A 25940-nucleotide genomic window follows, 5' to 3' on the forward strand; every position below is an offset into this window, starting at 1 on the left:
CGAGAGGGTGCCCTAGGGTGCCTAGCACCCGCACACGTGAGGGTCACGGCCCTCGCACGATGAGAGGTAGCGCCGATGGCAGATCTCGAGGCAGCGCTGGACGACGCCGGACTGACCAACCCGCAGGTCCGCGAGTTCGTGAAGGAGTACGCCGAGCTCACCGGCGCCGAGCGCATCGAGGTCGTCAACGCCTCCGATGACCGCCGTCTCCTCGAGGAGGCCGTCGCGGCCGGCGAGCTGGAGAAGGCCGGCGAGGGGCGCTACTACTCCCGCAGCTATCACAAGGACACCGCCCGCTCGGAGGAGCGCACCATCGTCGCGACGAGCGACGAGAAGGACAGGGGCGTCTACAACAACTGGCGCCACTCCTCGGAGATGAAGCCCAAGCTCACCGACCTGATGCGCGGCGCCAGCGCCGGCAAGACGATGTACGTCGTCCCCTACCTGATGGCTCCCGCCGGCAACGCGCTCGCGCCGTGGGCCGCCGGCGTCGAGATCACCGACACCCGCACGGTCGTGCTCCACATGATCCGGATGGCGCGCGTGGGCGTGCAGTTCGTCAACGACCTCGAGGACCCTGGCCACTTCGTCCGCGCGGTCCACGTCACCGGCGACCTGGAGAACCTCGGCCAGGGCACCGACGGCGACAAGCGCTACTTCGTCACCGTCGCCGACGAGCGCACGATCCTGCACTTCGGCTCGTCCTACGGCGGCAACGCACTGCTCGGCAAGATCGCGCACGGCCTGCGGCAGGGGGCGTACGACGGCTGGGCGAGCAGGAAGTTCCTCGCTGAGCAGTACATGCTCATCGGCATTTACGACAAGGAGACCGGGAAGGACTACCACATCTGCGGTGGCTTCCCGAGCGCCTCCGGCAAGACCAACCTGGCCATGATGGCGGCTCCCGACGCGCTGGGCGAGCGCTACCACGTGTCGTTCTACGGCGACGACATCGCCTGGCTGTGGGTCGAGGAGGGGTCGGGCCGGCTCTACGGGATGAACCCGGAGTACGGCGTCTTCGGCGTCGCCAAGGACACCAACGAGACCACCAACCCCAACGCCCTCGCGTCCGTCGGCCACGGCACCGACTGCATCTTCACCAACGTCGCCTACAACCCGACCACCGGCGAGGTGTGGTGGGAGGGCCGCACCAAGGAGAAGCCGCCCCGCAAGGGCTGGCTCGACTGGATGGGCTCGCCGATCGCGGACCGCAAGGACGACGACCCCGCTCCGTGGGCGCACCCCAACAGCCGCTTCACCACGACCCTCGCCAACGTCCCCAACATCGCGCAGGACTACGACGCCCCGATGGGCGTGCCGATCGACGCGATCATCTTCGGTGGCCGCACCCGCGACCGCGAGCCGCTGATCCGCGCGATCACCGACCTCGCCGAGGGGGTGTACGACGGCCTCACGCTGGGTGCGGAGGCCACGTCGGCCGCCGAGGGAAAGGAGGGCATCCTCCGCTACGACCCGATGTCCAACCGGCCGTTCATGGCCTACGGCGAGGGCGACTACGCACGCCACTACCTCGACATCGTCGGGGCGGCGAAGGACCAGCCGATCTTCGCGCACGTCAACTGGTTCCAGCGTGACGCCGAGGACGGCCACTTCCTGTGGCCGGGCTACCGCGACAACCTGCGGCCGCTGCTCTGGCTGCTCCAGCTCAAGAACGGCGAGGTCGAGGGACGGCGTACGGCCGTGGGCATCATCCCGACCAAGGAGGAGCTCGACCTCGAGGGCGTCGACATCACGCCCGAGGACCTCGACCGGATCCTGTCGATCGACAAGGAGCGCTGGCAGCAGGAGATGGGCTTCCGCGAGGAGCACCTCTCCCAGTTCGACCGGATGCCCGAGGAGATCTGGGAGGCCCACCGCCGCGTGTCAGAAGATCTCGCTCAGGAATAGTTAACAAAACTGCCACAGAACGTCAACTGCTCGCCTAACTTGTGTGGGTGAGACGACGCACTGCGAGGACTGACGCGCAGGTCCCGAGTGCTGGCCGGGGCCTGCGCCGAGGCACGCCCGCCCTGGCCATCCCCTTCGCGGTGGTGGCCCTCATCGGCCTGGTCACGGTGCTCCTCCCGCCCTACGAGCGGCCGTGGTGGGTCACGGGGCTCGCGGCGCTGAGCCTCGTGCCGGTGGTGGTGGCGTACCTCGCCAGCCAGCGTCGGAGCGAGCGTTCGTGGCTCGACCCGATGGCCGCCTACCTCCTCTTCCCCTTCTCGGCGCTGCTGCACGACGCGGCCGGTGCCGGTGCCGGTGGTTCCTCCTCGGGCATGACCGTCCTGCTCCTGCTGCCCATCCTGTGGCTGGCGATCACCGGCACGCTCGGCCAGCTGTGGGTGGCGAGCGGCCTCGCCGTCCTCACGTTCGTGATCCCGATCGTGGCGATCGGGCCGCCGGGGTATGCCGTCGGGGACTGGCGGCGGGCCGTCGTCTGGGCAGCCGTCACCCTCGTGATCGCGCCCGTCCTCCAGCGCATCGTCCGCGACCTCGAGCGCCAGACCCGCCGCGCCCGGACGGCCAACGAGCGGGTGGAGCGGCTCTTCGACGACGCCCCGCACGGGGTCGCGCTCCTCGACACGGACGGCAAGATCATCCGGGTCAACCTCGCCATGGCCGTCATGGTCGGCCTCGACCCGCCGGAGATGGTCGGCCACTCGCTGGGCGCCTTCGAGACGCCCGGCGAGGACCGGATCGAGGACCACGTCGGTCGACTGATGTCCAGCCGGGGGGAGACCCTCGTCGCCGAGTGCTCCGTGCGGGACTCGGGCGGCAACGACCTCAGCGTCTCGCTGAGCAGCACGGTCGTCGGCGACCGGGGCATGGGGGAGATCCTCATGGTCAACGTCGTCGACATCTCTGACCGTCGTCGCTACCTCGACCGCCTGACCCACCTCGCCGACCACGACGTGCTGACGGGCCTGGCGAACCGCCGGCGCTTCGACAACGAGCTGCAGCGGCACCTCGACCGGTGCCGTCGGGACGGGCCGAAGGGGGCACTGCTGCTGCTGGACCTCGACAACTTCAAGCAGGTGAACGACAGCCTCGGGCACAACGTGGGCGACCAGCTGTTGGTGACCATCGCCGGACTGCTCCGACGTTCGATCCGGAGCACGGACGTGGTGGCCAGGCTCGGGGGTGACGAGTTCGCCATCCTCCTCCCCGATGCCGACCAGGACGCAGCCCAGAGGGTTGCCGAGCTCGTCGTCGAGCGCGTACGCACGCACGCGACGACGCTGGACGGCGTGGGCCGCCGGGTGTCGGCGAGCGTCGGCGCAGTGACGTTCCTGGCTGCCTCGGAGCACGCAGCGGACGTGCTCGCGTTGGCGGACATGACGATGTACGACGCCAAGGAGGCCGGCCGCAACCAGGTCGCGCTGCTCCCCGAGGGGGACTCCCGCGGGCCGCGCACGGCTGCGCGCCTGATGTGGCAGAGCCGGATCGAGGCCGCGCTCGAGCACGATCGCTTCGAGCTCCACCTCCAGCCGATCATGAACCTCTCCAACGACCGGATCACCTCGGCAGAGGTCCTGCTCCGCCTCCGCGAGGACGACGAGCTGGTCCCGCCGACGCGCTTCGTCTACATCGCGGAACGCGTGGGCCTGATGCCGCAGGTGGACGCATGGGTGGTCGAGCACAGCGTCGCCATGCTGGCGCAGCTCCGCCGCCTCGACCCGGAGTTCGAGCTGGAGGTGAACCTCTCCGGCCACTCGATCGGTCGCCCCGACGTCGAGCAGAGCATCCGGGACGCCCTCGCCGTGCACGACGTCGACCCCTCCGCGTTGATCCTGGAGATCACCGAGACCGCCGCGGTCGGCGACGTCGCCCTGGCGCGAGCCTTCGCCGAGCGGGTGACCGAGCTCGGGTGCTCGTTCGCCCTGGACGACTTCGGCGCGGGTTTCGGGTCGTTCTACTACCTCAAGCACCTTCTCTTCGACTACGTGAAGATCGACGGCGAGTTCGTCGCGCAGGTGCACGAGTCGTCCGTCGACCGCACGATCCTGCGCTCCATCGTCGGCATCGCCAAGGACCTCGGCAAGCAGACGGTGGCCGAGTTCGTGTCCCACCCGAGGATCCTCGAGGTCTGCCGCGAGGAGGGCGTCGACTTCGCCCAGGGCTTCCTCATCGGCAAGCCCGTCCCCTATGACGAGTTCGTGTCGTCGTTCCTCCCGTCCGGGCTGACCACCCCCGAGCCGGTGCACTGACCATGCAGTGGCTCCAACGTTCGGTCGGCCTCGCCATCATCGGGTGCGCGTCCGCGGGCGCGCTCCTCCTGTGGCTCGCCGTGGCTGCCGGTGGTCCCCGCGCCGGCCGCAGCCCGGAGGAGGGGCTGCTCTTCGGTGCCTGGCAGGTCTTCTACGACACGGAGGTGCCGTCGCCACGGGTCGTGATGGCTGCCGCGGGCCTGGCGTTGCTCCTGGCGGCCGGCGTGGCGTCGCTCGAGCGGTGGATCGCCACTCGCGCCCGCCGCAGCCAGGACCCCGACCGGTTGCCCCTCGCGCCCAAGCTGGTGATGGCGCAGACGCGCGGCCGCTACGCGGGGCCGGTCACCATCACCGTCCTGGTGCCCGCGCACAACGAGGAGGGGTGCATCACCGAGACCCTGGCCTCCTTGCGGTCCCAGTCCCATCCGCCCGCGCGCATCATCGTCGTGGCGGACAACTGCACCGACGCGACCGTACGGCTCGCGCGCGAGGCCGGTGTCGAGGTGTTCGAGACGGTCGACAACGACAAGAAGAAGGCCGGCGGGCTCAACCAGGCCATTGCCCGCGTCCTCCCCGGCATGGGGGAGAACGACTGCGTGATGGTCATGGACGCCGACACGTCGCTCGACCAGGGTTTCCTCGAGGCAGCCGCACGGCGCCTGGGCGACGACCGAGCCCTGATGGCCGTCGGCGGGCTCTTCTACGGCGAGGAGGGCGGCGGGCTGATCGGCCTGTTCCAGCGCAACGAGTACACCCGCTACCAGCGAGACCTCAAGCGACGACGTGGCCGGGTCTTCGTGCTGACCGGCACCGCGTCCGTCTTCCGCTCGCGTGCCCTCCGGGCGGTGGCAGAGGAGCGCGGCCGCAACCTGCCCGGCATCCCGGGTGACGTCTACGACACGGTCGCCCTGACGGAGGACAACGAGCTGACGATCGCCCTCAAGTCACTCGGCGCCCTGATGGTCTCGCCGCCCGACTGCACGGTCGTCACCGAGGTGATGCCGACGTGGCGGGGACTCTGGGCACAGCGACTGCGCTGGCAGCGCGGCGCCCTCGAGAACCTGGGGGCCTACGGCCTGCGCCCGGCCACCTTCCGCTACTGGGCGCAGCAGCTGGGGATCGGGTACGGCGTGATCGCGCTGGCCACCTACCTCGGGCTGATCGTGCTCATGGTCGTCGCGACCGACACCTGGGTGTGGTTCCCGTTCTGGATCGGCGTCGGTCTCGTCTTCACCCTCGAGCGGCTCGTCACCGTGTGGCGCGGCGGCTGGAAGGCGCGACTTCTCGCGCTGACGCTCTTCCCCGAGCTCTTCTACGCGATGTTCCTCAATGTCGTGTACGTGAAGGGGGTCTGGGACCTGTCCCTGGCCAAGCAGGCCGCCTGGAAGCACGTGGTCCAGCCGAGCCACGCTCTGCGCGTGGAGGAGACCTGATGCACGTGTGGGGGATCCTGCTGCCCGAGAGCGCGCTGCGCGAGGAGTTCGTCGCGGTGCTGGCCGCCTTCGTCGCCATCAACACCATCCTCTACGTGACCCTCTCGGTCGCGAAGATCCTGCCCAAGGTCTACGTCCAGGACTGGATCAGCACACGCAACCGCCGTTCCGAGACCCGCAGCATCGACCCCGACGCCCCGGTGTGAACGCGTGACGGCGCCCCGCGTCGGGCTCGGTGCCGTGGCCAGTTCCGTCGAAGAACGGCGGAAGTGGGCTACGAGATCCAGGTCACAACCCTTGGCACGATCCAATTCGTGCACCGATTCACAAGCGTTAGCGTCCCCGGAAAGTCGCCGACAACGAGGCCGCGCGAACCGCGACGAACGCTGAAGGAATCCTTAGATGTCCGCAACGACCGAGACCACGACCTCCGCCCCGACGACTCACCCCGGCATCGTCGCCTGGGTCACCGAGGTCGCCGAGCTGACCCAGCCCGACCGCATCCACTGGTGCACCGGCTCCGACGAGGAGTGGGCCGAGCTGACCGCCTCGCTCGAGGCCACCGGCACCTTCACGCGCCTCAACCCCGACGTCATGCCGAACTCCTTCCACGCGGCGTCCGACCCGACCGACGTGGCGCGCGTCGAGGACCGCACCTACATCTGCTCCGTCGCCGAGCGCGACGCCGGGCCCACGAACAACTGGATGGACCCCGAGCAGATGAAGGAGCTCATGCGCGGGCTCTACGCCGGCTGCATGCGCGGCCGCACGATGTACGTCATCCCGTTCGTGATGGGCCACCTCGAGGCCGACAAGCCGATGTTCGGCATCGAGGTCACCGACTCGGCCTACGTCACCGTCTCCATGCGCGTGATGGCTCGCATGGGCACCGACGTGCTGCGCCGCATCGAGGAGCTCGAGGCCGCCGGCGAGTCGCCCGCCTGGGTGCCCGCCCTCCACTCGGTCGGCATGCCGCTCGAGCCCGGCCAGGCCGACGTGGCATGGCCGTGCAACGACACCAAGTACATCGTCCAGTTCCCCGAGGAGCGGATGATCTGGAGTTTCGGCTCGGGCTACGGCGGCAACGCCCTGCTCGGCAAGAAGTGCTACGCGCTGCGCATCGCCTCCGTCATGGCGCGCGACGAGGGCTGGCTCGCCGAGCACATGCTCATCCTCAAGCTCACCTCGCCCCAGGGCGTCACCAAGTACGTCGCCGCGGCCTTCCCGAGCGCGTGCGGCAAGACCAACCTGGCGATGCTCAAGCCGACCATCCCCGGCTGGAACGTCGAGGCGATCGGCGACGACATCGCGTGGATGCGGATCGGCGAGGACGGCCGCCTGTGGGCGGTCAACCCGGAGTTCGGCTTCTTCGGCGTCGCGCCCGGCACCAACGAGCACACCAACCCGCACGCGATGGAGACCATCCGCAAGGGCAACTCGGTCTTCACCAACGTCGCCCTCACCCCCGACGGCAACGTGTGGTGGGAGGGCCTGGAGAACACCCCGGCCCAGGCGACCAGCTGGAAGGGCGAGCCATGGACGCCCGAGTCCACCGAGCTCTCGGCCCACGCGAACAGCCGCTACTGCACCCCGATCAAGCAGTGCTCGATCCTCGCCGACGAGTACGACGACCCGCGCGGCGTGCCGATCGACGCGATCCTCTTCGGTGGTCGCCGCAAGACGACGATCCCGCTCGTGACCGAGGCCCGCGACTGGAACCACGGCACCTTCATGGGCGCCACGCTCTCCTCGGAGACCACCGCGGCCGCCGTCGGCGCCGTGGGCGTCGTACGCCGTGACCCGATGGCGATGCTGCCCTTCATCGGCTACAACGCCGGCGACTACTTCAGCCACTGGGTCGGCATCGGCAAGGACAACGACGCGGCCAAGCTGCCGAGGATGTTCTACGTCAACTGGTTCCGCCGCGGTGACGACGGTGACTTCCTGTGGCCCGGCTTCGGCGAGAACAGCCGCGTCCTGAAGTGGGTCATCGAGCGCCTCGACGGCCAGGCCGCCGCGGTCGAGACCCCCATCGGCCACGTGCCGGCGCCGGGCTCGCTCGACGTCGACGGCCTCGACCTCACGGACGAGCAGCTCGCCCAGGCCCTCGCCGTCGACGCGGAGGAGTGGAAGGCCGAGATCCCGCAGATCGAGGAGTGGTTCGAGAAGTTCGGCGACGACCTCCCGGCCGTCCTCTGGAGCGAGCTCGACACCCTGAAGGCCCGCCTCGAAGCCTGATCCGGCACCCGATCCGCGGCGCACAGCGCACGTCGACCCGTCTTCCTCGGCCAGGAAGGCGGGTCGACGCGCTTTCCTGACACTCGCTGGGACCCGTGTGGCACCATCCTCACACTGGGTCTCGTGGGAACGTGGGAGGTGAGTCATGCCCTTCGGGCAGCACGAACGCGCCGTGTTCGAGGAGCAGTCCACCCCGCTCTACGAGGAGATCGTCACCTCGGGCGGCATCAGCGCCGCCGACGCCCGGATCGCCGAGCGCAGTGAGCTCCACGAGGCCTTCCACCTGCTCGTCGAGGTCGGCCTGGTCAACAAGAGCGACGACGGCGTGCACTGGCGGGCCGTCGACCCGGCGGCGGTGCAGGCGCAGGTCGTCGCGCCGCTCGGCCAGCAGGGCGCGGAGCTGATCGCCGAGTCGGCCCACTGGGCCCAGGCCTTCAGCACCCTGTCGCACGCCTGGCGTCGCTCCCCGAGCGCCGTGGGCGGGCCGTTCGCGGAGATCCGCGGGCTCGACACGATCGGCAACTTCCTCGGCTCGCTCGTCAGCGACGCCGAGATCGAGCTCCTGACGGCCCAGCCGCAGGACCTGCGAGGCGTCAAGCAGCTCGGGGCCGAGGTCGGCGCCCGCGACATCGCCGCGCTCAAGCGCGGCGTCAAGATGCGCACGCTCTACCAGCACGCCGCGCGCCGCGGTGCCGACACCCGCAAGTACGTCGCCGCGGTGACCGCCGCCGGCGCCGAGGTGCGCACCCTGGACGAGTTCTTCAACCGCCTCATCGTGGTGGACCGACGGGTCGCGATCATCCCCAGCCACGAAGGCGTCCACACGGCCATGGTGATCAGCGACCGGTCGATGGTCGGCTACCTCGTCGACATGTTCGAGCGCCACTGGGAGCGCGCCCGCCCGTTCACCAGCAGTGAGACCTCACTGATGCGCGACATCGCGACCGAGCAGCGAGCGATGACGATCCGGATGCTGCTCGAGGGCCGCGCCGACCCCGCCGGGGCGAAGCGCCTGGGCGTCAGCCCCCGGACCTACGCAGGCTACGTGGCGGACCTGAAGAGCGAGTTCGAGGTGGAGACCCGGTTCCAGCTCGGCTACGAGATGGGCAAGCGCGGGATCTCCGGTCGCGAGACCGACGAGCCGGCGCGCTGACCCACCGGGACACCGGGCTGCTGCGACCTGCCGGGAAATAGAGGCGAGGGCAGCAGCTCGATGAGCTGCTGCCCTCGTGCCGGGACGGGCCTGTGGGGGAGGCCAGCGGACCAGAACTCGTGGGGGGTTGAGGGGTCCGTGTCCCGGCTTCTTCTTACGTGCACATCATGGCACGAGTCGAATCAGCGGCCGGCCTTGATCTTGCCGCCCCAAGAGGTGTCGATGCCGGCGTTGGCCGGGGCGGCGCCGAGACCGACGGCTCCGAATCCAAGCGCGGCCACGAGGGCGGCGGCGGCGATGCGGCGTACTGGGGTCATAGTGGTTTCACCTCTAGTTGTCACGATGTCACAGGGGATGACACATCAATTGTCTCGCACGCTCCCCGGCAGCGTCAGTGCGATGCCGGTGCAGGTCTGTGCATTGCAGGATCTTGCAAAAGGGCGCACGCTGCCGATGACCGGCCCCCTCACCCGAATGGGGGGCCGGTCTGTGGCGGAGGCGGAGGGATTTGAACCCTCGATGGGGTTTTAGCCCCAAACCCGCTTAGCAGGCGGGCGCCATAGACCGGACTAGGCGACGCCTCCATGCCCGGCTGTTGGCCGGGCGGACAGAAGGTTACAAGGCTCAGCGCGGGTGCGCCGAATCAGGTCGCTCGGCAGGTTGCTCGGGTGGCGCTCAGAGCGGTCGCAGGCCCTGCCCGCGCCGGAGGTGCCGCTGCAGGTCGCGGACGAGCTCCTCGCGGTCGGTGGCGATCACCTCGACCGGGATGGTGGTCGTACGTCCGTCGCGCAGGCGCAGCACGACGACGGGTGCGTCGGCGATGGTCGTCGTGACGGCGTCCTCGACGTCCTTCCACCGACCCGATGCCGTGCCGACACCGCGCACCCACTGGACGCGGTAGCCCTCGTCGGTGAACCGGGCGACCCAGCCCTTGTCGCGCCACACCCACCAGCTCGCTGCCAGGACGGCGACGGTGATCGCGACGGGCACCAGGAGGAAGACGGTGTGCAGGTCCACGACGGCGATCGCGACGGTGCTGGCCAGGATCAGGAGGGCGACCGCGCACAGCACCAGTCCCAGCAGGCGCGCCGCCACGGCGGGTGCGAGGCGGTGCACGGTGACGGTCTCGGTGCTCACCCGGTGATTTTCCCACGGTAGAGTCGCGCGGTGTGCGGCGCCTCTGCGCTGCACGAGGAGAGGTGCCGGAGCGGCCGATCGGAACCGCCTTGAAAGCGGTCGTAGGGAGACCTACCGCGGGTTCGAATCCCGCCCTCTCTGCTGAGGCCTCGTCGCTGCGCCCTCCGCGGAGCGGAGGGCGCAGCGCGACGTCTTGAACGGAAGAGCGTGAGCGCCAGCGAGCGCACGCGCCAGCAGCCCCCTCGCCTGGGAGCACGGCCGCCACCCCGTTACATGGCCACTAGGCTCGCGACCGTGACGACCTGGTTCGACTCCGCCGACGACGCGACCGCGCGGCTGCGCGCGGCCGGCTACCTCACCGACGACGCGACCGCGCTGACGGCGTACCTCGCCGGAGCGCTGGAGAAGCCGCTGCTGGTCGAGGGTCCGGCCGGTGTCGGCAAGACCGAGCTGGCCAAGGCGGTGGCGCGCGCGGCGGGCGCCGAGCTGGTCCGGCTGCAGTGCTACGAGGGCCTCGACGAGGCGCGCGCGCTCTACGAGTGGAACTACAAGAAGCAGCTGCTCCGGATCCAGGCCAGCGGCGGCGGGGACTCGTGGAGCGAGACCCACGACGACATCTTCACCGAGGAGTTCCTGCTCACCCGTCCGCTGCTGAGCGCGATCCGCCGAGACGAGCCGACCGTGCTGCTGATCGACGAGGTCGACAAGACCGACGTCGAGGTCGAGGGCCTGCTGCTCGAGGTGCTGAGCGACTTCCAGGTCACCATCCCCGAGCTAGGGACGATCAGCGCGATCTGCCGACCGTTCGTCGTGCTGACCTCCAACGCCAGCCGCGAGCTGTCGGAGGCGGTCAAGCGACGCTGCCTGTTCCTGCACCTCGACTATCCCGACGCCGAGCGCGAGAAGGCGATCGTCACCAGCCAGGTGCCCGGCCTCGACGACAAGGTGGCCGCCCAGCTGGTCGACGTCGTCGTACGACTGCGCGAGCTCGAGCTCCAGAAGGCGCCGTCGATCGCGGAGTCGGTCGACTGGGCGCGCACGCTGATCGCCCTCCAGATCGGCGACCTCGACGAGGCCACCGTCGCCCGCACCCTCGGCGTCGTGCTCAAGCACGCCTCCGACCAGCAGCGGGCGATCAAGGAGCTGCAGCTCCCTCGATGAGCCTTCTCGACACCCACATCGGCTTCGTCGAGGCGCTGCGCTCGGCGGGCCTGTCGGTGTCTCTTGCCGAGGGGCTCGACGCGATCAGCGCGCTCGAGAAGGTGACGTGGCACGACCGCGAGACCGTGCGGGCGGCGTACGCAGCGACGCTGGTGAAGCGGCAGCCGCAGCGGGTGACCTTCGACGCGGTCTTCGACATCTACTACCCGCGCCTCATCGGCGGCGGGGTCGCCGGTGAGGAGGCGGAGCCGGCGTCGGACGGACCGCCCGACACCGGACCCGAGCTGGCCAGGTTTCGCGAGGCGCTGGCGGAGGCGCTGGCTGCCGGCGACCAGCAGGCGTTGCAGGACCTTGCAGTCGAGGCGGTGGCGCGCTTCGGCGCGATGCCCGGCCGAGGACCGGGGCTGTCGAGCTGGTCGGCGTACACCTCCCTCCAGCGGGTCTCGCCCGCGGAGCTGATGGACCGTCTCGTGCAGGGGCTGCTCGCCTCGGGCCTCGACGACGAGCGGGCGCAGCGGACGGCCGGTCGACGCATCGGCGACTTCACCCGGCTGGTCGAGGGCGACGCCCGCCGGCGCATCGCCGAGGAGAAGGGGCCCGAGCACGTCGTCGACGTGACCGTGCGGCCGACCATCGACCGCCTTGACTTCACCGCCGCGCGGCGCAGCGACCTCGAGGAGATGCGTCGCGAGATCTACCCGCTGGCGCGCCGGCTCGCCGCTCGGCTGACCAAGGAGCAGCACGCGCAGCGTCGCGGCCCGCTCGACGTACGCCGCACGGTGCGCGCATCCATCGCCACGGGCGGGGTGCCGCTGACCACCCACCACCGGCCGCGACGCCCGCACCGCACCGACCTCGTCGTGCTCTGCGACGTGAGCGGGTCAGTGGCCAACTTCGCGCAGTTCACCCTGATGCTGGTGTACGCCCTGCGCGAGGCGTTCAGCGGCGTGCGCGCGTTCACCTTCGTCGACGACGTCGTCGAGGTGAGCGACACGTTCCGGCCGGGCGCCGACGTGGTCGAGGTGATGGAGTCGCTGTCGGCGAGCATCTCGCAGGCCGCGCTGTGGGGACGCACCAACTACGGCCGGGCGCTCACCCGCTTCGCCGAGGAGCACGCCGACGCGATCGGCCCGCGGTCGTCGCTGCTGGTGCTGGGTGACGGGCGCTCGAACTACAGCGACCTCGCGCTGCCCGTGCTCGCCGACCTCGCCGGCCGGGCCCGCCACTCGTGGTGGCTCAACCCGGAGCACCCGCGCCACTGGGGCACCGGCGACAGCGCTGCCGACCAGTACGGCCAGGTCGTGCCGATGGTCGAGTGCCGCAACCTCGCCCAGCTCGGGGAGTTCGTGCACCAGATCGCCTAGCCCGCGAGGTAGCCGAGCTCCTGCATCCGGGCGATCTCGGCCCGCAGCTCGGGGTGCTCGGCGGTGTCGGCCGCCTTGGCGCCGGCGACGTAGAGCTCCGAGCCCGCGGACGCACCGCCGTCGAACACGACCGTGAGCCGGTTGGGCGTCGCGGCGTTGATCAGCGAGCCGAGGAGCGCGACCGGGTCGGAGCGGTCCTCCAGCGACAGGACGCGGGTGGCCTCGGGGATCCGGGGCACCTGCGAGGACGGTGCGCCGGCCGTGACGACCTGGTCGACGACGAAGCGGGGCGAGCTCGCCGCGGCGGCGATCTCCGCGGCGACCGTGCCGCCGGCCGCGGAGCCCACCAGCATCACGCGGGCGTCGTCCTCGGTCACGACCTTCTCGATCGCGCGGATCACCTGGGCGACCGAGGTGCTCGGGTCGGCGCCGACGAGGCGCAGGCGACCGGTCCCGACGCCCAGGGAGCCCGGGAGGTAGGCGATGTAGCGGCCGGTCCCGACCCGCTGGACCGAGATCTTGGCGTCCTCGGCGAGCAGGGTGGCCAGCAGCTCCTCGAGCGAGCGCGGTGCCTGGCCCGAGCTCGCCTCGGCCTCGGCCTCGGGCTCCTCGGCCTCCACGAAGGATCCTGCCGAGTCGCGGAACGCGGACACCGCGTCGGTCGGGAACGGCTCGACCCCGATCGCCCGTAGGCCGCCGCGCGCAGCGTGGGCGCCCTGGTCGGAGGCCAGCACGCCGGCGGTGAGCAGGGAGCGCATGTGGAGGCCGTCGAGCAGGCCGCCACCACCGGAGAGGTGCTCCATGAGCTCGGGGTTGTTGTCGGCGAGCTCGCTCAGGTAGGCCGCGACGCCGTCGCGGTCCAGCGCGTCGGTCTCGATCAGGCCGGCGCTGACGATGGCACCACCGAGCGCGACCTCGGGGGCGAGGTAGCCGATGGCCCGGCCAGCGATGGAGCCGAGCGTCTTGTAGGCCGCCTGCTGGAGCTCGTCGATCCAGCGGTAGGTCAGCACCGTCGCACGTACGACGAGCGCGTCGGCGTCGAGCTCGACCGAACGGGTCAGCAGCCCGTGCTTGCCCGTCAGCGCGGCCCGGATGTCCTCCTCGGCCTGGCCCCACGTGGCCTTCGACAGCGCACCCGAGTCGACGACGTCGTCGTCGCCGAGGATCTCGGTGCCGAGGCGGGCGCGGGTGCGCATCTCGTTGCCGGAGGAGTCGAACAGGTCGGCCAGCGCCAGCATCTGGTCGTACTTGTCGGCCGCGACGGACGCGGACGAGTCGGCGGCGGGCGCGGTGTCGTCGCCGGACGTGCGGGGGATGTCCATGGCGTTCACCTCGGGGTCCCTGCGGCGTTGTTGAGTGGGGGAGCGGAGCGGAGGAGCGAGAGAACGTCGGAGGGTGAGTTCATCGGGCGACATCCTCTCGGGTCGAGACCTGGGCGAGCACGGGGGCGAGCTCGGTCGCGAGGTCGTCGGGCTCGACGATCGCGACGGAGACGCGGGCGACGTCGTCGTGGCGCGGGGTGAGCGAGTGCCAGCCATCGTTGAGCAGCACCCACGAGACCACCCCGACCGACGAGGTGGCGCCCTCGGCGACCTCGGCGGCGAGGATGCGGAGCCGGCCGCGGCTCTCGGCGTGGACCGCGGACACGGCGGCGGTGGCCTCGGCCTCGGTGAGGACCTCGCCGTCCGCTCGGACCTCGCCCACGGCCTGGGACATGAGGATCGGAACGAGGTCGGAGCGGTGGGAGCGGACGGCCTCGCCGACCGAGTCGGCGAGGGCATAGGGCACGTCGAGCAGGGCCGGGACGCGCGAGGTGGTGAGTGGGAGGTCCTCCGGGACGGTCGTGACCCGAGCGAGCTCGACGGTCCACTGGTCGACCGGGAACCACGCGATCTCGAAGACGATGCCGTCGCAGGTCGACAGGCTGGCGACGGCGCCACCGGACTGGCGGTGCCACGCCTTCACCTGGGTCGCGCCGGCCGCGACGTCGAGGTCGAGCGCGAGGCGGGGCGTGGCCAGCAGGCCGACGGCACCCAGGAGGCCCGGGTCGGCGCCGTCGTCGGTGATGAGCCCCCGGCGCCGCATCGTCTCCTCGGGGTCGTGGAGGGTGCCGAGCGCGTCGGTGTAGGCCGAGTCCTCGGTCGAGCCCCTGCTCGCACCCAGGCGACCGGACAGGCCGCCCGCGCCACCGGCCGCGTGCTCGGTGGGCTGGAGGTCGAAGGGGAGCGGTGCCCCGCCGGCGAGGTCGGCGACGAGGCGCAGCTCGGGGAGGGTCAGCGCGAGGCGCCGCGCCATGCCGTCGAGGAAGGTCGCCGGCGGGGCCGGCGGGGTGGTCAGGTCGATGGTCACCATGGTCAGAGTCCCGGGAGCTCGACGGTCAGCCAGTCGCGGTGACCGGTGGGGGGAGGGTCGAAGGAGACGAGGACCGCGTCGTCGTCGGCCGCTGCGCCCTCGCTCGCGCGGGTGCGGGCGTCCTCGACGAGCGTCGTGGCCTTGCGGGAGCGCAGGTCGATGGCCTCCTTGAGCCGGTCGACCTCGGACACGTGGGCGGACAGCGACTCGGCGGCGGTGTCGTGCTGGGCGGCGGCGGCACGGAGGTGGCCGGCGCGCTCGCGGATGCGCTCACGCATCGCCTCCGCGGCCTTGCCGTGCCACGGCACGGCCTCGGCCTGCGAGACGAGGCGGGCAGCGAGGCCACGGACGTCCCCGGCCTGCTCGCGCAGCTGGGCCACGCGCTTGCGGCCGGCAGCGGTGTCGCCGTACATCGATCACACCCTTTCGTCGGAGGACGCCTACCCCGTCCGGACCTCGTCCAAACGTCGTCGCTGCGGACCATCGTGCCCCGGACAACGGCCGGGACACCGCTCGGCCACCGATAGGATCGGAGCCTCTGGCCGCCCCCGTCCGCCCCGGATCTCCGCCCGATCGCACGAGGTGTGCATGACATTCGACGTCCACCAGCTCGACGTGTTCGTGCTGGTCGGCGCGGTCGTGACGCTGGCGGCGATCCTCGCGGTGCGGGTCTCGGCGGGCGCGGGGCTCCCGTCGCTGCTGATCTACCTCCTGATCGGCGTGCTGCTCGGGGAGGGCGGGCCCTTCCAGATCCCCTTCGACGACGCCCAGCTGGCGCACGCGCTCGGCTTCGGTGCCCTCGCGATCATCCTCGCCGAGGGTGGTCTCACCACGGAGTGGCGGGAGATGCGCCCGAGCATCCGGCTGGGGTTGTCGCTCGCCACCGTCGGCGTCGCGGTCTCGGTCGCGGTCGTGGCGGTCGGCACGCACTACCTCCTGGGGCTGCCGTGGGAGCTCGCCATCCTGCTGGGCGCCATCTGCTCGCCCACCGATGCGGCCGCGGTGTTCTCCGTGCTGCGTGCCCTCCCGCTGCCGAAGCGGCTCACCGGCGCCCTCGAGGCCGAGTCGGGGCTCAACGACGCCCCGACCGTCGTCCTCGTCGGCATCATCTCGACCGGTGCCGCGGCCGAGTCCGGGCTCCTCGAGGTCGCCGGCATCATCGTGTTCGAGCTGCTCGCCGGAGCCCTGATCGGGGCGGTGTGCGGCCTGGCCGGCGCGTGGGTGATGCGCCGCGCGGCGCTGCCCTCCTCCGGCCTCTACCCGCTGGCGGTCCTGTGCCTGGCGTTCACGGCGTACGGCGCCGCGTCGGCCGTGCACGCCTCCGGGTTCGCTGCGATCTACGTCGCCGCGCTGATCCTCGGCAACAGCGAGCTGCCGCACCGGGTGGCGACCCGGTCGTTCGCCGAGGGGGTCGCGTGGCTCGCTCAGATCGGCCTCTTCGTGATGCTCGGACTGCTCCTGTCGCCCGGGCGGATCGACGCCCAGACCGTGGTGCAGGCGCTGGTGACCGGGCTCGTGCTGACGGTGGTCGCGAGACCGCTGTCCGTGCTCGCCAGCAGCATCGCCCAGCCGATGCCGCTGCGCGACCTCGGCTTCATCTCGTGGGCCGGGCTGCGCGGTGCGGTGCCGATCGTCCTGGCCACGATCCCGCTCTCGGAGGGGGTCGACGGCGCCGACGACCTGTTCGACATCGTCTTCGTGATGGTCGTGGTCTACACGCTCCTCACCGGGCCGACGCTGCCCTGGGCGGCCGAACGGCTGCGGGTCGCGCGCCGCAACGAGCCCCGCGGCCTCGACGTCGAGGCCGCGCCCCTCGACCGGGTCGCCGCCGACCTGCTCCAGGTGACGATCGCGCCGACGTCGAAGATGCACGGCGTCGAGGTGGGCGAGCTGCGCCTGCCGCAGGGCGCCTCCGTCTCGCTGGTGATCCGCAGCGGCAGCTCGCTGGTGCCGGAGCGTCGTACGGTCCTGCGCTCGGGCGACGACCTCCTCGTCGTCACTCCCCGCAAGCTGCGTGAGGCGACCGAGGACCGGCTGCGCCAGGTGTCGCAGAACGGCCGGCTCGCGCAGTGGCTCGGCGACCCGCGCCGCCACGACAGGGACTAGCTCCGGGTCTATTCCGAGCCGGTCGCCCGGCAGTAGGTCGCGTCGGCCTCGGCGAGCACCGACTCGACCTGCTTCCCCTTGAGGGCCTTGAACTTCTCGCCGACTACCACGACGATGCCGTCGCCGATCGGGTCGCCCGGGACGATCTTGGCCTTCTTGAACTGCTTCTGCACCAGGAGCACGGCCGGGTTCGTCGGCTCCGAGGACCAGATCTGCGTGGTGGCCGTAGGCAGCGGTGCGTCGCCGACGTCACCCTCGACGAACCCGCGCTCGGCGAGCTCGGCCATCGTCGAGCCGGCGAGGCCGGAGCGCTTGCTGCCGTTGAAGACGCTGACCACGACCTGGTCGCGGCGCACCTCGCCACCGGCGGCGACGTCGGTGGGCTCGCAGATCGCGACCGGCTCGTCCTCCGGCAGGGGCTCGGTGAGCGCCCCCCATCCCCAGACCGCCGCGACGAGCACGAGCGCGGCCAGCACGGCGAGGGTCAGCGCCGACTTGAGCGCGCCCGTCATCCGTCGGCCTTGTGGACCCGGGCGTGGAGGACGCTGCGCTGCTGGAGCGCGGCCCGGAGGGCACGGTGGAGACCGTCCTCGAGGTAGAGGTCGCCCTTCCACTGCACGACGTGGGCGAAGAGGTCGCCGTAGAAGGTGGAGTCCTCGTCGAGCAGGGTGTCGAGCTGGAGGGTGTCCTTGGTGGTCACCAGCTCGTCGAGCCGCACCTGGCGCGGGGGCAGGTCGGCCCAGGTGCGCGAGGTCAGCCCGTGGTCGGGGTAGGGCCGGCCGAGGCCCACCCGCTTGAAGATCACGCCGGTGATCATAACGACGGCACCACACGACCCTCGTCGTCGTCTGCCGCCGTGACTAGGCTCGCTCGCATGAGCGAGACCCCGGGGACGACGCCAGTGCCAGAGCAGACGCCGACGGAGGCCCCCGGCGCGGAGGCCGCACCCGCTGCGCCGGCGCCCGCCGACGCCGCCGCAGGCGAGGCGGTGACCGAGCCGGCCGCTCCGCCGGAGGCGCCGGCCCCGACCGACCCGATCTCCGAGGCCGTCGCGCCGGGCTACCGGTTCGAGGGGCCCGCGCTCGAGCTCGGTGGGCTGATGCTGAACGCCGACGAGCTCAGCGACGTGCACATCCGGATCCCGCTCGGGATGCTCAACCGCCACGGCCTGGTCGCGGGCGCCACCGGCACCGGCAAGACCAAGACCCTCCAGCTGCTGGCCGAGCAGCTCAGCGCCAACGGCGTACCGGTGTTCGCGGCCGACATCAAGGGCGACCTGTCCGGTCTCAGCGTCCCGGGCGAGCCCAGCGACAAGCTCACGGCCCGCACCTCGAGCGTCGGCCAGACGTGGACGGCGACCGGCTTCCCGACGGAGTTCTACGCGATCGGTGGCCAGGGGATCGGCGTACCGGTGCGGGTGACGATGACCGCCTTCGGGCCGACCCTGCTCGCCAAGGTGCTCGACCTCAACGAGACGCAGGAGTCCTCGCTGGGCCTGGTCTTCTACTACTGCGACAAGAACGGGCTGCCGCTGCTGGACCTCGCCGACCTGCGCGCGGTGCTGCAGTACCTCACCGGTGACGAGGCCGGGAAGGCCGAGCTCAAGACGATCGGTGGGCTCTCGCCGCAGACCGCGGGCGTCATCCTGCGCGAGCTGGTGTCGTTCGAGGCCCAGGGTGCGGACGTGTTCTTCGGCGAGCCGGAGTTCGAGACCAAGGACTTCCTCCGGCTGACCGACGACGGCCGCGGCGTGATCAGCCTGCTCGAGCTGCCCAACCTCCAGGACCGCCCGGCGCTCTTCTCGACCTTCCTGATGTGGCTGCTCGCGGACCTCTTCCACGACCTCCCGGAGGAGGGCGACCTCGACAAGCCCAAGCTGGTGTTCTTCTTCGACGAGGCGCACCTGCTGTTCAACGACGCGAGCGACGCGTTCCTCGACCAGATCGCCCAGACGGTGCGGCTGATCCGCTCCAAGGGCGTTGGCGTCTTCTTCGTCACGCAGTCGCCCACCGACGTGCCCGACGAGGTGCTCGCCCAGCTCGGCTCCCGCGTCCAGCACCAGCTCCGCGCGCACACGCCCAACGACGCCAAGGCGCTGAAGGCGACCGTGAACACCTATCCCAACAGTGCGTACGACGACCTCGGCGAGGTCATCATGTCGCTCGGGATCGGCGAGGCCGTGGTCACCGTCATGAACGAGCGCGGCGCCCCGACCCCGGTGGCCTGGACCCGCCTCCGGGCGCCCGAGTCGCTCATGGACGCCGCGCCCACCGACGGCATGGAGGCGGCGGTCAAGGCCTCCCCGCTCACCGCCAAGTACGCCGAGGGCATCGATCGCGAGTCCGCCCGCGAGCTGCTGGCCAAGAAGCTCGAGGAGGGCGCTCGCAAGGCCGCCGAGGACGCGCGCGTCAAGGAGATGGCCCGCGAGCAGAAGAACGAGCGGGTCACGAAGAAGTCCTCGGAGAAGGCGGCCGAGGAGGACGACGGCATCGTGATGGACGTCGTGAAGTCGACCGCGTTCAAGGACTTCATGCGCACGGCCGCCCGCGAGATCGCGCGGGGGATGTTCGGCTCCGGTCGCCGCTGACCTCTCGTCCGGGCGGTGGTCCACCCACATTTCTTGAGCCGAGAAGGTGGCTCCACCACCGCTCGAGCGCGTGTCGACGTACGACGCGCCCGTGAGCGGTGATCCACCCACATTCGATCGCTCGAGAATGTGGCTCCGCCACCGCTCGGTTGGTCACATCGTCGGGTCGAGCCAGGCCAGCTGGGCGGTCTGGGTGCCGCCGTCGCGGGTGACGACGCGGGCGCGGCCCGCCGGCGCGGGCTGGGGGCGCAGGTTGCCGATGAGGATGCCCTCGTCGCGCGGACCCGACAGCATCACGCCCGGCATCGCGAGGTCGCGCAGCGACTGGATGACCGGCTCGTAGAGCGCGCGGGAGGCGCCGCCCGTACGACGTGCCACGACCACGTGCAGCCCGACGTCGCGGGCCTGCGCCATCAGCGGCTGCAGCGACGAGACCGGCGAGGACTGGGCGGTGGCGACGAGGTCGTAGTCGTCGACCACGACGTAGACCTCCGCGCCGGTCCACCACGACCGGTTGCGCAGCTGGTCGGGCGTGACGTCGGGGCCGGGGATCCGACCCTCGAGGTAGGTCGCGATGTCCTTGAGCGTCGGTGTCGCCTGGGTGGCGGAGGTGAGGTAGTTGAGGAGGTACTCGTCCGGCACCTCGCCGAGCAGCGAGCGGCGGTAGTCGACCAGCACGATCTGGGCTTCCTTGGCCGTGCGGGTGCGCATGATCTCGTGGACGTACGCCCGCAGCAGCGCGCTCTTGCCCGACTGCCCGTCTCCGAAGACCAGCATGTGGGGCTCGGCGTCGACGTCGAGCCCGATCGGCGCGAGCTCCTTCTCGTTGATGCCGAGGAGGACGTGGCGCTCGGGGACCGTGCGGCGCACGGCGTCCTCGCGGACCGCCTCGAGGGTGACCCTGCCCGGGAGCAGTCGGAGCTTGGGGCCCTCGGGTCCGTGCCAGGAGGCGACCATCGTGTCGATCAGGTGGTCGACCCCGTCGCCGAGGGTGTCGGCGCTCCCGTCGCCGTCGATGCGCGGCAGGGCGCCGAGGAAGTGCAGCTTCGACGGCACCAGGCCGCGACCGGGGCGGCCGACCGGCACGAGGGCGGCGACCTTGCGGTCGACCTCGGAGTCGAGCGGGTCGCCGAGGCGCAGCTCGAGCTTGGAGCCGAACACGTCGCGCATCGCCGCGCGGTAGTCGGCCCACCGCGTCGACGAGGTGACGATGTGGAGGCCGAAGGTGAGGCCGCGAGCAGCGAGCTGCTGGATCTCGATCTCGAGGTCGTCGAACTCGGCGCGCAGCGTGCTCCAGCCGTCGATGACGAGGAAGACGTCGCCCCAGCCGTCGTCCGCGCGACCCTGCGCGCGGCGTGAGCGGTAGGTCTCGATCGAGTCGATGCCGTTGTCGCGGAAGTAGGCCTCGCGCCGGTCGACGATGCCCTCGACCTCCGCCATCACCCGGCGTACGACGTCGGGCTCGGAGCGCGTCGCGACGCCCGAGACGTGCGGGAGCCGGGTCATCGGCGCGAATGCGCCGCCACCGAAGTCGAGCACGAAGAACTGCGACTCCAGCGGCGTCGTCACCAGCGCCATGCTGGTCACGATGCTGCGCAGGAGCGTGCTCTTGCCGGACCGCGGACCACCGACGACGGCGACGTGGCCGGCCGCTCCGGTCAGGTTGAGCGTCATGGTGTCGCGGCGCTGCTCGCGCGGCCGGTCGACGGTGCCGAGCGGGATCACCAGGCCGGGGACGTTGCGCCACTGCAGGGAGGTCAGGCCGTGCTCGGGGTGCGCGGCGAGGTCGGGCATCAGGTCGTCGAGGGTGTCGGGGACGTCGAGCGGCGGCAGCCAGACCTGGTGCGCCTCGGGGCCCTTGCCGATCATCCGGGTGACGGCGACGTCGAGCAGCGACGGCTGCTCGCCCTGTCCCTGCCGCTCCGGCTGCGGCGCGACGACCTCGGCGCCGTCGTCGGGCGTCGGCTCGAGGGCCTGCACCTCGGAGATCGTGAAGGGCAGGATGCCGCGGATGCCGCCGCCCTCGTCGCGCGTGACCCGTGCGCGGCTCGACGGCGGCCCGGAGACGTACGCCGCCTTGAACCGCAGCAGCGTGGACTGGTCGGGCTTGAGGTAGCCGAGGCCCGGGACGGCGGGCAGCTCGTAGGCGTCCGGCACGCCGAGGACCGCCCGGGACTCACCTGCGGAGAAGGTGCGGAGGCCGACGCGGTAGGAGAGGTGGGACTCCAGGCCGCGGAGCCGGCCCTCCTCGAGCCGCTGCGAGGCGAGCAGCAGGTGGAGGCCGAGCGAGCGGCCGAGCCGGCCGATGGCGACGAACAGGTCGATGAACTCCGGCTTGGCCGACAGCATCTCGGAGAACTCGTCGACGACGATGAAGAGCGACGGCATCGGCTCGAGCGGCTCGCCGTTGGCACGGGCCTTCTCGTAGTCGCGGACCGAGGCGTAGTTGCCCGCGTCGCGCAGCAGCTCCTGGCGACGGGTCATCTCGCCGGACAGGGCGTCCTGCATGCGGTCGACGAGGGTGAGCTCGTTGGCGAGGTTGGTGATGACGGCCGAGACGTGCGGCATGTCGGCCATGCCGGCGAAGGTCGCGCCACCCTTGAAGTCGACGAGCACGAGGTTGAGCTGCTCCGAGGAGTGCGTCATCACCATGCCGAGCACGAGCGTGCGGAGGAACTCCGACTTCCCGGACCCGGTCGCGCCGATCACCAGGCCGTGGGGGCCCATGCCCTGCTGGGCGGACTCCTTGATGTCGAGGTGGATCAGGCCGCCGGAGTCGCCGATGCCGATCGGCACGCGGAGCCGGTCGCGGACCGGTCGTGGCCGCCAGGCGGTGTCCGGGTCGTAGGCGAAGATGTCGCCGAGGCCGAGCAGGTCCATGTGGTCGGGCGTCGTCGAGGTGATGTCGACGGCGCCGCCGGCCGAGGACGACTCGGCGCTCGCGGTCTTCAGCGGCGCGATGCGTCGGGCGAAGGCCTCCGCGGTCGCGAGGTCGCACTGGTCGGCGAGCGCCTTGACCGGCTCGCCCCGCAGCCGCAGCGCGCGCACCGGCCGCTTGCCGAGCTCGTCGGGCCCGCCGGTGAACTCGAGGCGCAGCCGCGTCGAGTCCTCGAGCTCGTCCCACCGCGCCGGCAGGTCCAGGAGGGTGACGCCGTGCAGGCCGTCGGGCGGCACGATGTGGTTGCCGGGCGGCAGGTGGCCGCCGTCGATCACGAGCAGGATGTGCGGGGTCGCCGCGCGCTCGTCAGCGCCGAAGCGCGGTCGGTCGCTCAGGTCGGGCGGCAGCAGGTTGCCGAGGTCGTCGAGCGAGGTCGAGACCAGTCGCATCGGACCGACGGCATCCGCCTCGCGCGTGCTCTGCGCGTGCGGGAGCCACTTCACCCAGTCCCAGTGCGTGAGGTTCTGCTCCGAGCTCAGCACCGCGACGATCAGCTGGTCGGGGTTCTGGAAGGCGGTGGCCGAGCAGATCATCGCCCGGGCGGTCGAGCGGGCTTCGTCGGCCTCGCCGCACAGCTCGATGCGGTCGAAGGCGCGCAGGTCGATCGACGCCGGCAGGTGGGGCTGGAGCCGGTGCACGACGAGCAGCCGGTGAAGCGCCGACGCGGCAGCCGGGTCGACCTGGTCGACGGGTGCGCTCTCCGGCGGCACCAGCTCGAGCGACAGCGGCTGCGAGCACAGGCCGTAGCGCACGTGCAGGAAGTTGTCGTCGGTGCTGGTGTGCTCCCACAGCCGGGTGCGGTCCTCGGCCAGGGACGGCAGGGCGGACGGCTCGGGATGGTGCCAGTTGAGGGCGCGGCGCTGCTGGTCGGCGGCCTCGCGCGCCACCTTGCGGATGTTGCTGAGGTAGCGGAGGTACTCCGTGCGCGAGCCCGTCACCTGCTGCGCGCGCTGCTTCCGCTGCCGGTCGATCTGGACGACGATGAAGCCGAGGGTGGCGAAGAGGAACATCCCCGCTGCAAGGAAGCTGCGCCCGCGGTTGCCGCTGCCGCTCATCGTCGCGACGAGCACGATCGAGCCGAGGCTGCCGAGCATCGGGATGGCGTTCATCAGCACGCCGCTGGCGCCCTCGCCCTCCTGCAGCTCCGGCGGCGGCTGCAGGACGATCTGCCCGCTCGGCATCTCCGGCTCGTCGAGCCGCTGCCCGCCTCGCAGTGTCGTGCTCACACGTCCCCCGTTGCCTCACCCGATGAAGTCGCGTCGATGATAGGCGTCGCGGCTGCGACTACCCTCCTGCGCAGAGGTGCTCGATCTCTCCAGCGGAGAGGTGCTCGATGCGTGCGAAGGGGGAATCGTGTCGGACGTCGTGGTGCCGGGCCCCGCGCACGCGACCATCGCTGTCAGCATCCACGGCCCCGCCGGGGTGCTCGACCTCGTCGTGCCTGCCGGCGCCACCGCGGTCGACGTGGCCCGCGAGTACGCCACGCAGGCCCGGGAGTCGGGTGCGGGCGCCGGCTCCGTGCCGGGCATCCCGCTGCTGCAGACCGCGCTCGGCACGCGGCTCAACGCGGCCGTCCCGCTCAGCGAGGCCGGCGTACAGCCCGGCGACGTGCTCGTCGCCACGAGCGGGGTGCACCGCCCGAGGAGGACGACGCTGCTCGACGCGGCCAAGAACGCGCCCGAGAGCCCGGCGCTGGCCTCCATGATCGCGGCGGTCGCGTCCGCGGCCGCCGTGCTTGCTGCGTGGTACGCCGGTCGCGCGGGCGAGGAGACCTTCCGCACCGTGACGGTCGGGATGCTGCTCGCCTGTGCGCTGGTCGGGGTGCTCCCGGTCGGCCGCCACCAGCGTCAGCGTGCCGCCGCGGCCCCCGCCTTCGCGGCGGCCGCCGCCTTCGCCGCCCTCTACGAGCCGGGCGTCCACCTGCTGCCGGCCATCCTCGGTGCTGCGGGGATCGCCGCAGCGGTCGTCGCCGGCATCGGCCGCGCGCTCGCCGCCCACAGCGACGAGACCAGCATCGTGTGGATCGCCAGCGGCCTCGTGGTGTTCGTCTGCTGCGCCCTCACGGCCCTGCTCGGCTGGGACGCCCGCGTCGCGTGGACCCTCCTCGTGTTCCTCGCGATGATGGCCGCGCGGTTCGCGCCGTCGCTCGCCATCGACGTGCCCGACGAGGCGCTCCTCGACCTCGAACGGCTCGCCGTCACCGCCTGGTCGGCCCGCGACTCCCAGCCCACCGGGCGCCGCGGCCGCGTCGTGGTGAGTGCCGACGCGATGGAGCGGCTGGTCCACCGCGCCTCGCGCATCGTCACCGGGGCGAGCGTCGCGATCATGGTCGTCACGGTGACCGCGAGCCCGCTGCTGCTGCACAGCGCCACCGTCGACCTCGACCGCATCGGCGCGCGCTGCCTCGTGCTCTTCGCCGGCCTGTCGCTGCTGCTCGCCGCCCGCTCCTACCGGCACGCTGCCGCCCGCGCGTTCCTCCGGCTGGCCGGGCTCGGCGCCCTCGCCGCGCTGGCCGAGCACCTCGTGACCGGTCCCGGGGCCGGTCACCTCGACACCTTCTCCTACGTCGTCGTCGGGCTCGGCGCGATCGCGGTCGCGGCCGCCGTCGCCACCGGCCGCGGCTGGCGCTCGGTCTGGTGGTCGCGCCGCGCGGAGGTGGCGGAGGCCCTGTGCGGCAGCTTCGCCTTCGCTGCGGCGGTCGTCGCGGCCGGGATCTTCCGGCGGCTGTGGGAAATCACGTCCTAGGCACTCGTCCACCGTTCGGTGGATCGATGTTTAGGCCCGATTCGGTCGGGTAGATGCCACGTCAGCACAGGGGGTCGGGACGTCTCCCTGAGTAGCAGCTCACGACCAAGACGGTGGTCCGCCACCACATCCACGACACTCGGCCGGTCAGACCGCCGGGGGAGAAGGAAACTTCCATGAGCGACATGTACGGCCAGACAGAGAAGGCCCTCTCCAAGGGCGCCGACTACGTCGATCAGGCCCGCGGTGACGTCAAGAACAAGTGTGGCGTCCTCTCCGGCAACATCCAGACCCTGATGGCCGGCTGGGGTGGCCAGGGCGCGACCGCGTTCAACAACCTGATGATCTCGTGGGACCAGAAGCAGGAGACCATCCTCAAGGCCCTCGACCAGCTCTCCGCGTCGATGAAGGAGACGGAGCGCGACAACGTCTCGACCGACGAGAACCAGTCCGCCACCCACACCAACCTCCAGGGCCGTCTCGGCTGACGCCGGGCCCTGACAAGACTGAGGAGA

General features: G+C 71.3%; 20 protein-coding genes and 2 tRNA genes. 13 read left to right on the plus strand and 9 right to left on the minus strand.

The annotated features are described in order from the left end of the window. Positions 1-75: 75 nt before the first annotated feature. The 6 genes from EUA06_RS11760 (at position 76) to EUA06_RS11785 (ending at position 9035) form a co-directional block, all read left to right on the plus strand. Complete coding sequence (locus tag EUA06_RS11760) at positions 76-1908, plus strand: phosphoenolpyruvate carboxykinase (GTP) (protein WP_129475807.1); 1833 nt, start codon at positions 76-78, stop codon at positions 1906-1908. 47 nt (positions 1909-1955) lie between these two features. Then, positions 1956-4211, plus strand: coding sequence for a putative bifunctional diguanylate cyclase/phosphodiesterase (locus EUA06_RS11765; RefSeq protein ID WP_129475809.1), 2256 nt, complete (start codon positions 1956-1958; stop codon positions 4209-4211). A gap of 2 nt (positions 4212-4213) precedes the next feature. After that, positions 4214-5644, plus strand: coding sequence for a glycosyltransferase family 2 protein (locus EUA06_RS11770; protein ID WP_129475811.1), 1431 nt, complete (start codon positions 4214-4216; stop codon positions 5642-5644). Further along, positions 5644-5850: a hypothetical protein gene (locus tag EUA06_RS11775; RefSeq protein WP_129475813.1), complete on the plus strand. Its 207-nt coding sequence runs from the start codon at positions 5644-5646 to the stop codon at positions 5848-5850. Before EUA06_RS11770 ends, EUA06_RS11775 begins: the two co-directional genes overlap by 1 nt. A 196-nt stretch (positions 5851-6046) precedes the next feature. Beyond that, the gene (locus EUA06_RS11780; protein ID WP_129475815.1) at positions 6047-7882 is read left to right on the plus strand and encodes a phosphoenolpyruvate carboxykinase (GTP); all 1836 of its coding nucleotides are present in this window, start codon (positions 6047-6049) and stop codon (positions 7880-7882) included. Positions 7883-8027: 145 nt separating this feature from the next. Next, positions 8028-9035 (plus strand): TrmB family transcriptional regulator, encoded by a 1008-nt coding sequence (locus tag EUA06_RS11785; protein ID WP_129475817.1) that lies wholly within the window; start codon positions 8028-8030, stop codon positions 9033-9035. 182 nt (positions 9036-9217) lie between these two features. Here EUA06_RS11785 and EUA06_RS23225 read toward each other — a convergent pair whose 3' ends face one another. The 3 genes from EUA06_RS23225 to EUA06_RS11795 form a co-directional block, all read right to left on the minus strand. Beyond that, a complete protein-coding gene (locus tag EUA06_RS23225; RefSeq protein WP_277985668.1) occupies positions 9218-9352 on the minus strand; it encodes a hypothetical protein in 135 nt (44 codons plus the stop codon). A gap of 173 nt (positions 9353-9525) precedes the next feature. Then, positions 9526-9619: transfer RNA gene (locus EUA06_RS11790), tRNA-Ser, on the minus strand. Positions 9620-9710: 91 nt separating this feature from the next. Then, a complete protein-coding gene (locus tag EUA06_RS11795) occupies positions 9711-10172 on the minus strand; it encodes a hypothetical protein (protein ID WP_129475819.1) in 462 nt (153 codons plus the stop codon). Between the two features lie 56 nt (positions 10173-10228). On the opposite strand from EUA06_RS11795, the gene EUA06_RS11800 reads away from it, so the two are divergent. From EUA06_RS11800 to EUA06_RS11810, 3 genes are all read left to right on the plus strand, one after another. Next, positions 10229-10313 (plus strand) — tRNA-Ser (locus tag EUA06_RS11800). 153 nt (positions 10314-10466) lie between these two features. Then, on the plus strand, positions 10467-11333 hold the full coding sequence (locus tag EUA06_RS11805; protein ID WP_479724673.1) for an AAA family ATPase: 867 nt from the start codon (positions 10467-10469) through the stop codon (positions 11331-11333). Continuing rightward, a complete protein-coding gene (locus tag EUA06_RS11810; protein ID WP_129475823.1) occupies positions 11330-12697 on the plus strand; it encodes a vWA domain-containing protein in 1368 nt (455 codons plus the stop codon). Before EUA06_RS11805 ends, EUA06_RS11810 begins: the two co-directional genes overlap by 4 nt. Here EUA06_RS11810 and EUA06_RS11815 read toward each other — a convergent pair. The 3 genes from EUA06_RS11815 to EUA06_RS11825 form a co-directional block, all read right to left on the minus strand. Further along, positions 12694-14019 (minus strand): hypothetical protein, encoded by a 1326-nt coding sequence (locus EUA06_RS11815; RefSeq protein ID WP_129475825.1) that lies wholly within the window; start codon positions 14017-14019, stop codon positions 12694-12696. The two genes, EUA06_RS11810 and EUA06_RS11815, sit on opposite strands and share 4 nt — an antisense overlap. Positions 14020-14098: 79 nt before the next feature. Continuing rightward, positions 14099-15049, minus strand: coding sequence for a hypothetical protein (locus EUA06_RS11820; RefSeq protein WP_129475827.1), 951 nt, complete (start codon positions 15047-15049; stop codon positions 14099-14101). A gap of 2 nt (positions 15050-15051) precedes the next feature. Beyond that, the gene (locus EUA06_RS11825; RefSeq protein ID WP_129475828.1) at positions 15052-15462 is read right to left on the minus strand and encodes a hypothetical protein; all 411 of its coding nucleotides are present in this window, start codon (positions 15460-15462) and stop codon (positions 15052-15054) included. A gap of 175 nt (positions 15463-15637) precedes the next feature. Between EUA06_RS11825 and EUA06_RS11830 the strand changes: the two genes are divergently transcribed. Beyond that, positions 15638-17155, plus strand: a complete 1518-nt coding sequence (locus EUA06_RS11830) for a potassium/proton antiporter (protein ID WP_129475830.1) — start codon at positions 15638-15640, stop codon at positions 17153-17155. An 8-nt stretch (positions 17156-17163) separates the two neighbouring features. Here the strand turns inward: EUA06_RS11830 and EUA06_RS11835 are convergent, their stop codons facing one another. Both EUA06_RS11835 and EUA06_RS11840 read right to left on the minus strand, forming a co-directional pair. Further along, positions 17164-17667 (minus strand): LytR C-terminal domain-containing protein, encoded by a 504-nt coding sequence (locus EUA06_RS11835; protein ID WP_129475832.1) that lies wholly within the window; start codon positions 17665-17667, stop codon positions 17164-17166. Next, complete coding sequence (locus EUA06_RS11840) at positions 17664-17960, minus strand: type II toxin-antitoxin system VapB family antitoxin (RefSeq protein WP_129475834.1); 297 nt, start codon at positions 17958-17960, stop codon at positions 17664-17666. Before EUA06_RS11840 ends, EUA06_RS11835 begins: the two co-directional genes overlap by 4 nt. A 69-nt stretch (positions 17961-18029) precedes the next feature. Here EUA06_RS11840 and EUA06_RS11845 point away from each other — a divergent pair, with 69 nt between their 5' ends. Further along, positions 18030-19742 carry a helicase HerA-like domain-containing protein gene (locus tag EUA06_RS11845; RefSeq protein ID WP_129475836.1) on the plus strand — a complete coding sequence of 571 codons (1713 nt, stop codon included), beginning with the start codon at positions 18030-18032 and terminating at the stop codon, positions 19740-19742. 153 nt (positions 19743-19895) lie between these two features. Here the strand turns inward: EUA06_RS11845 and eccCa are convergent, their stop codons facing one another. Next, positions 19896-23906 carry a type VII secretion protein EccCa gene (eccCa, locus tag EUA06_RS11850; RefSeq protein ID WP_242498110.1) on the minus strand — a complete coding sequence of 1337 codons (4011 nt, stop codon included), beginning with the start codon at positions 23904-23906 and terminating at the stop codon, positions 19896-19898. Positions 23907-24033: 127 nt separating this feature from the next. Between eccCa and EUA06_RS11855 the strand changes: the two genes are divergently transcribed. Both EUA06_RS11855 and EUA06_RS11860 read left to right on the plus strand, forming a co-directional pair. Then, positions 24034-25425 carry a ubiquitin family protein gene (locus EUA06_RS11855; RefSeq protein WP_129475847.1) on the plus strand — a complete coding sequence of 464 codons (1392 nt, stop codon included), beginning with the start codon at positions 24034-24036 and terminating at the stop codon, positions 25423-25425. Positions 25426-25601: 176 nt separating this feature from the next. After that, a complete protein-coding gene (locus tag EUA06_RS11860; protein ID WP_129475849.1) occupies positions 25602-25913 on the plus strand; it encodes a WXG100 family type VII secretion target in 312 nt (103 codons plus the stop codon). Positions 25914-25940: the final 27 nt, after the last annotated feature.

Source organism: Nocardioides glacieisoli (assembly GCF_004137245.1).
GTDB classification, from domain to species: Bacteria; Actinomycetota; Actinomycetes; order Propionibacteriales; family Nocardioidaceae; genus Nocardioides; species Nocardioides glacieisoli.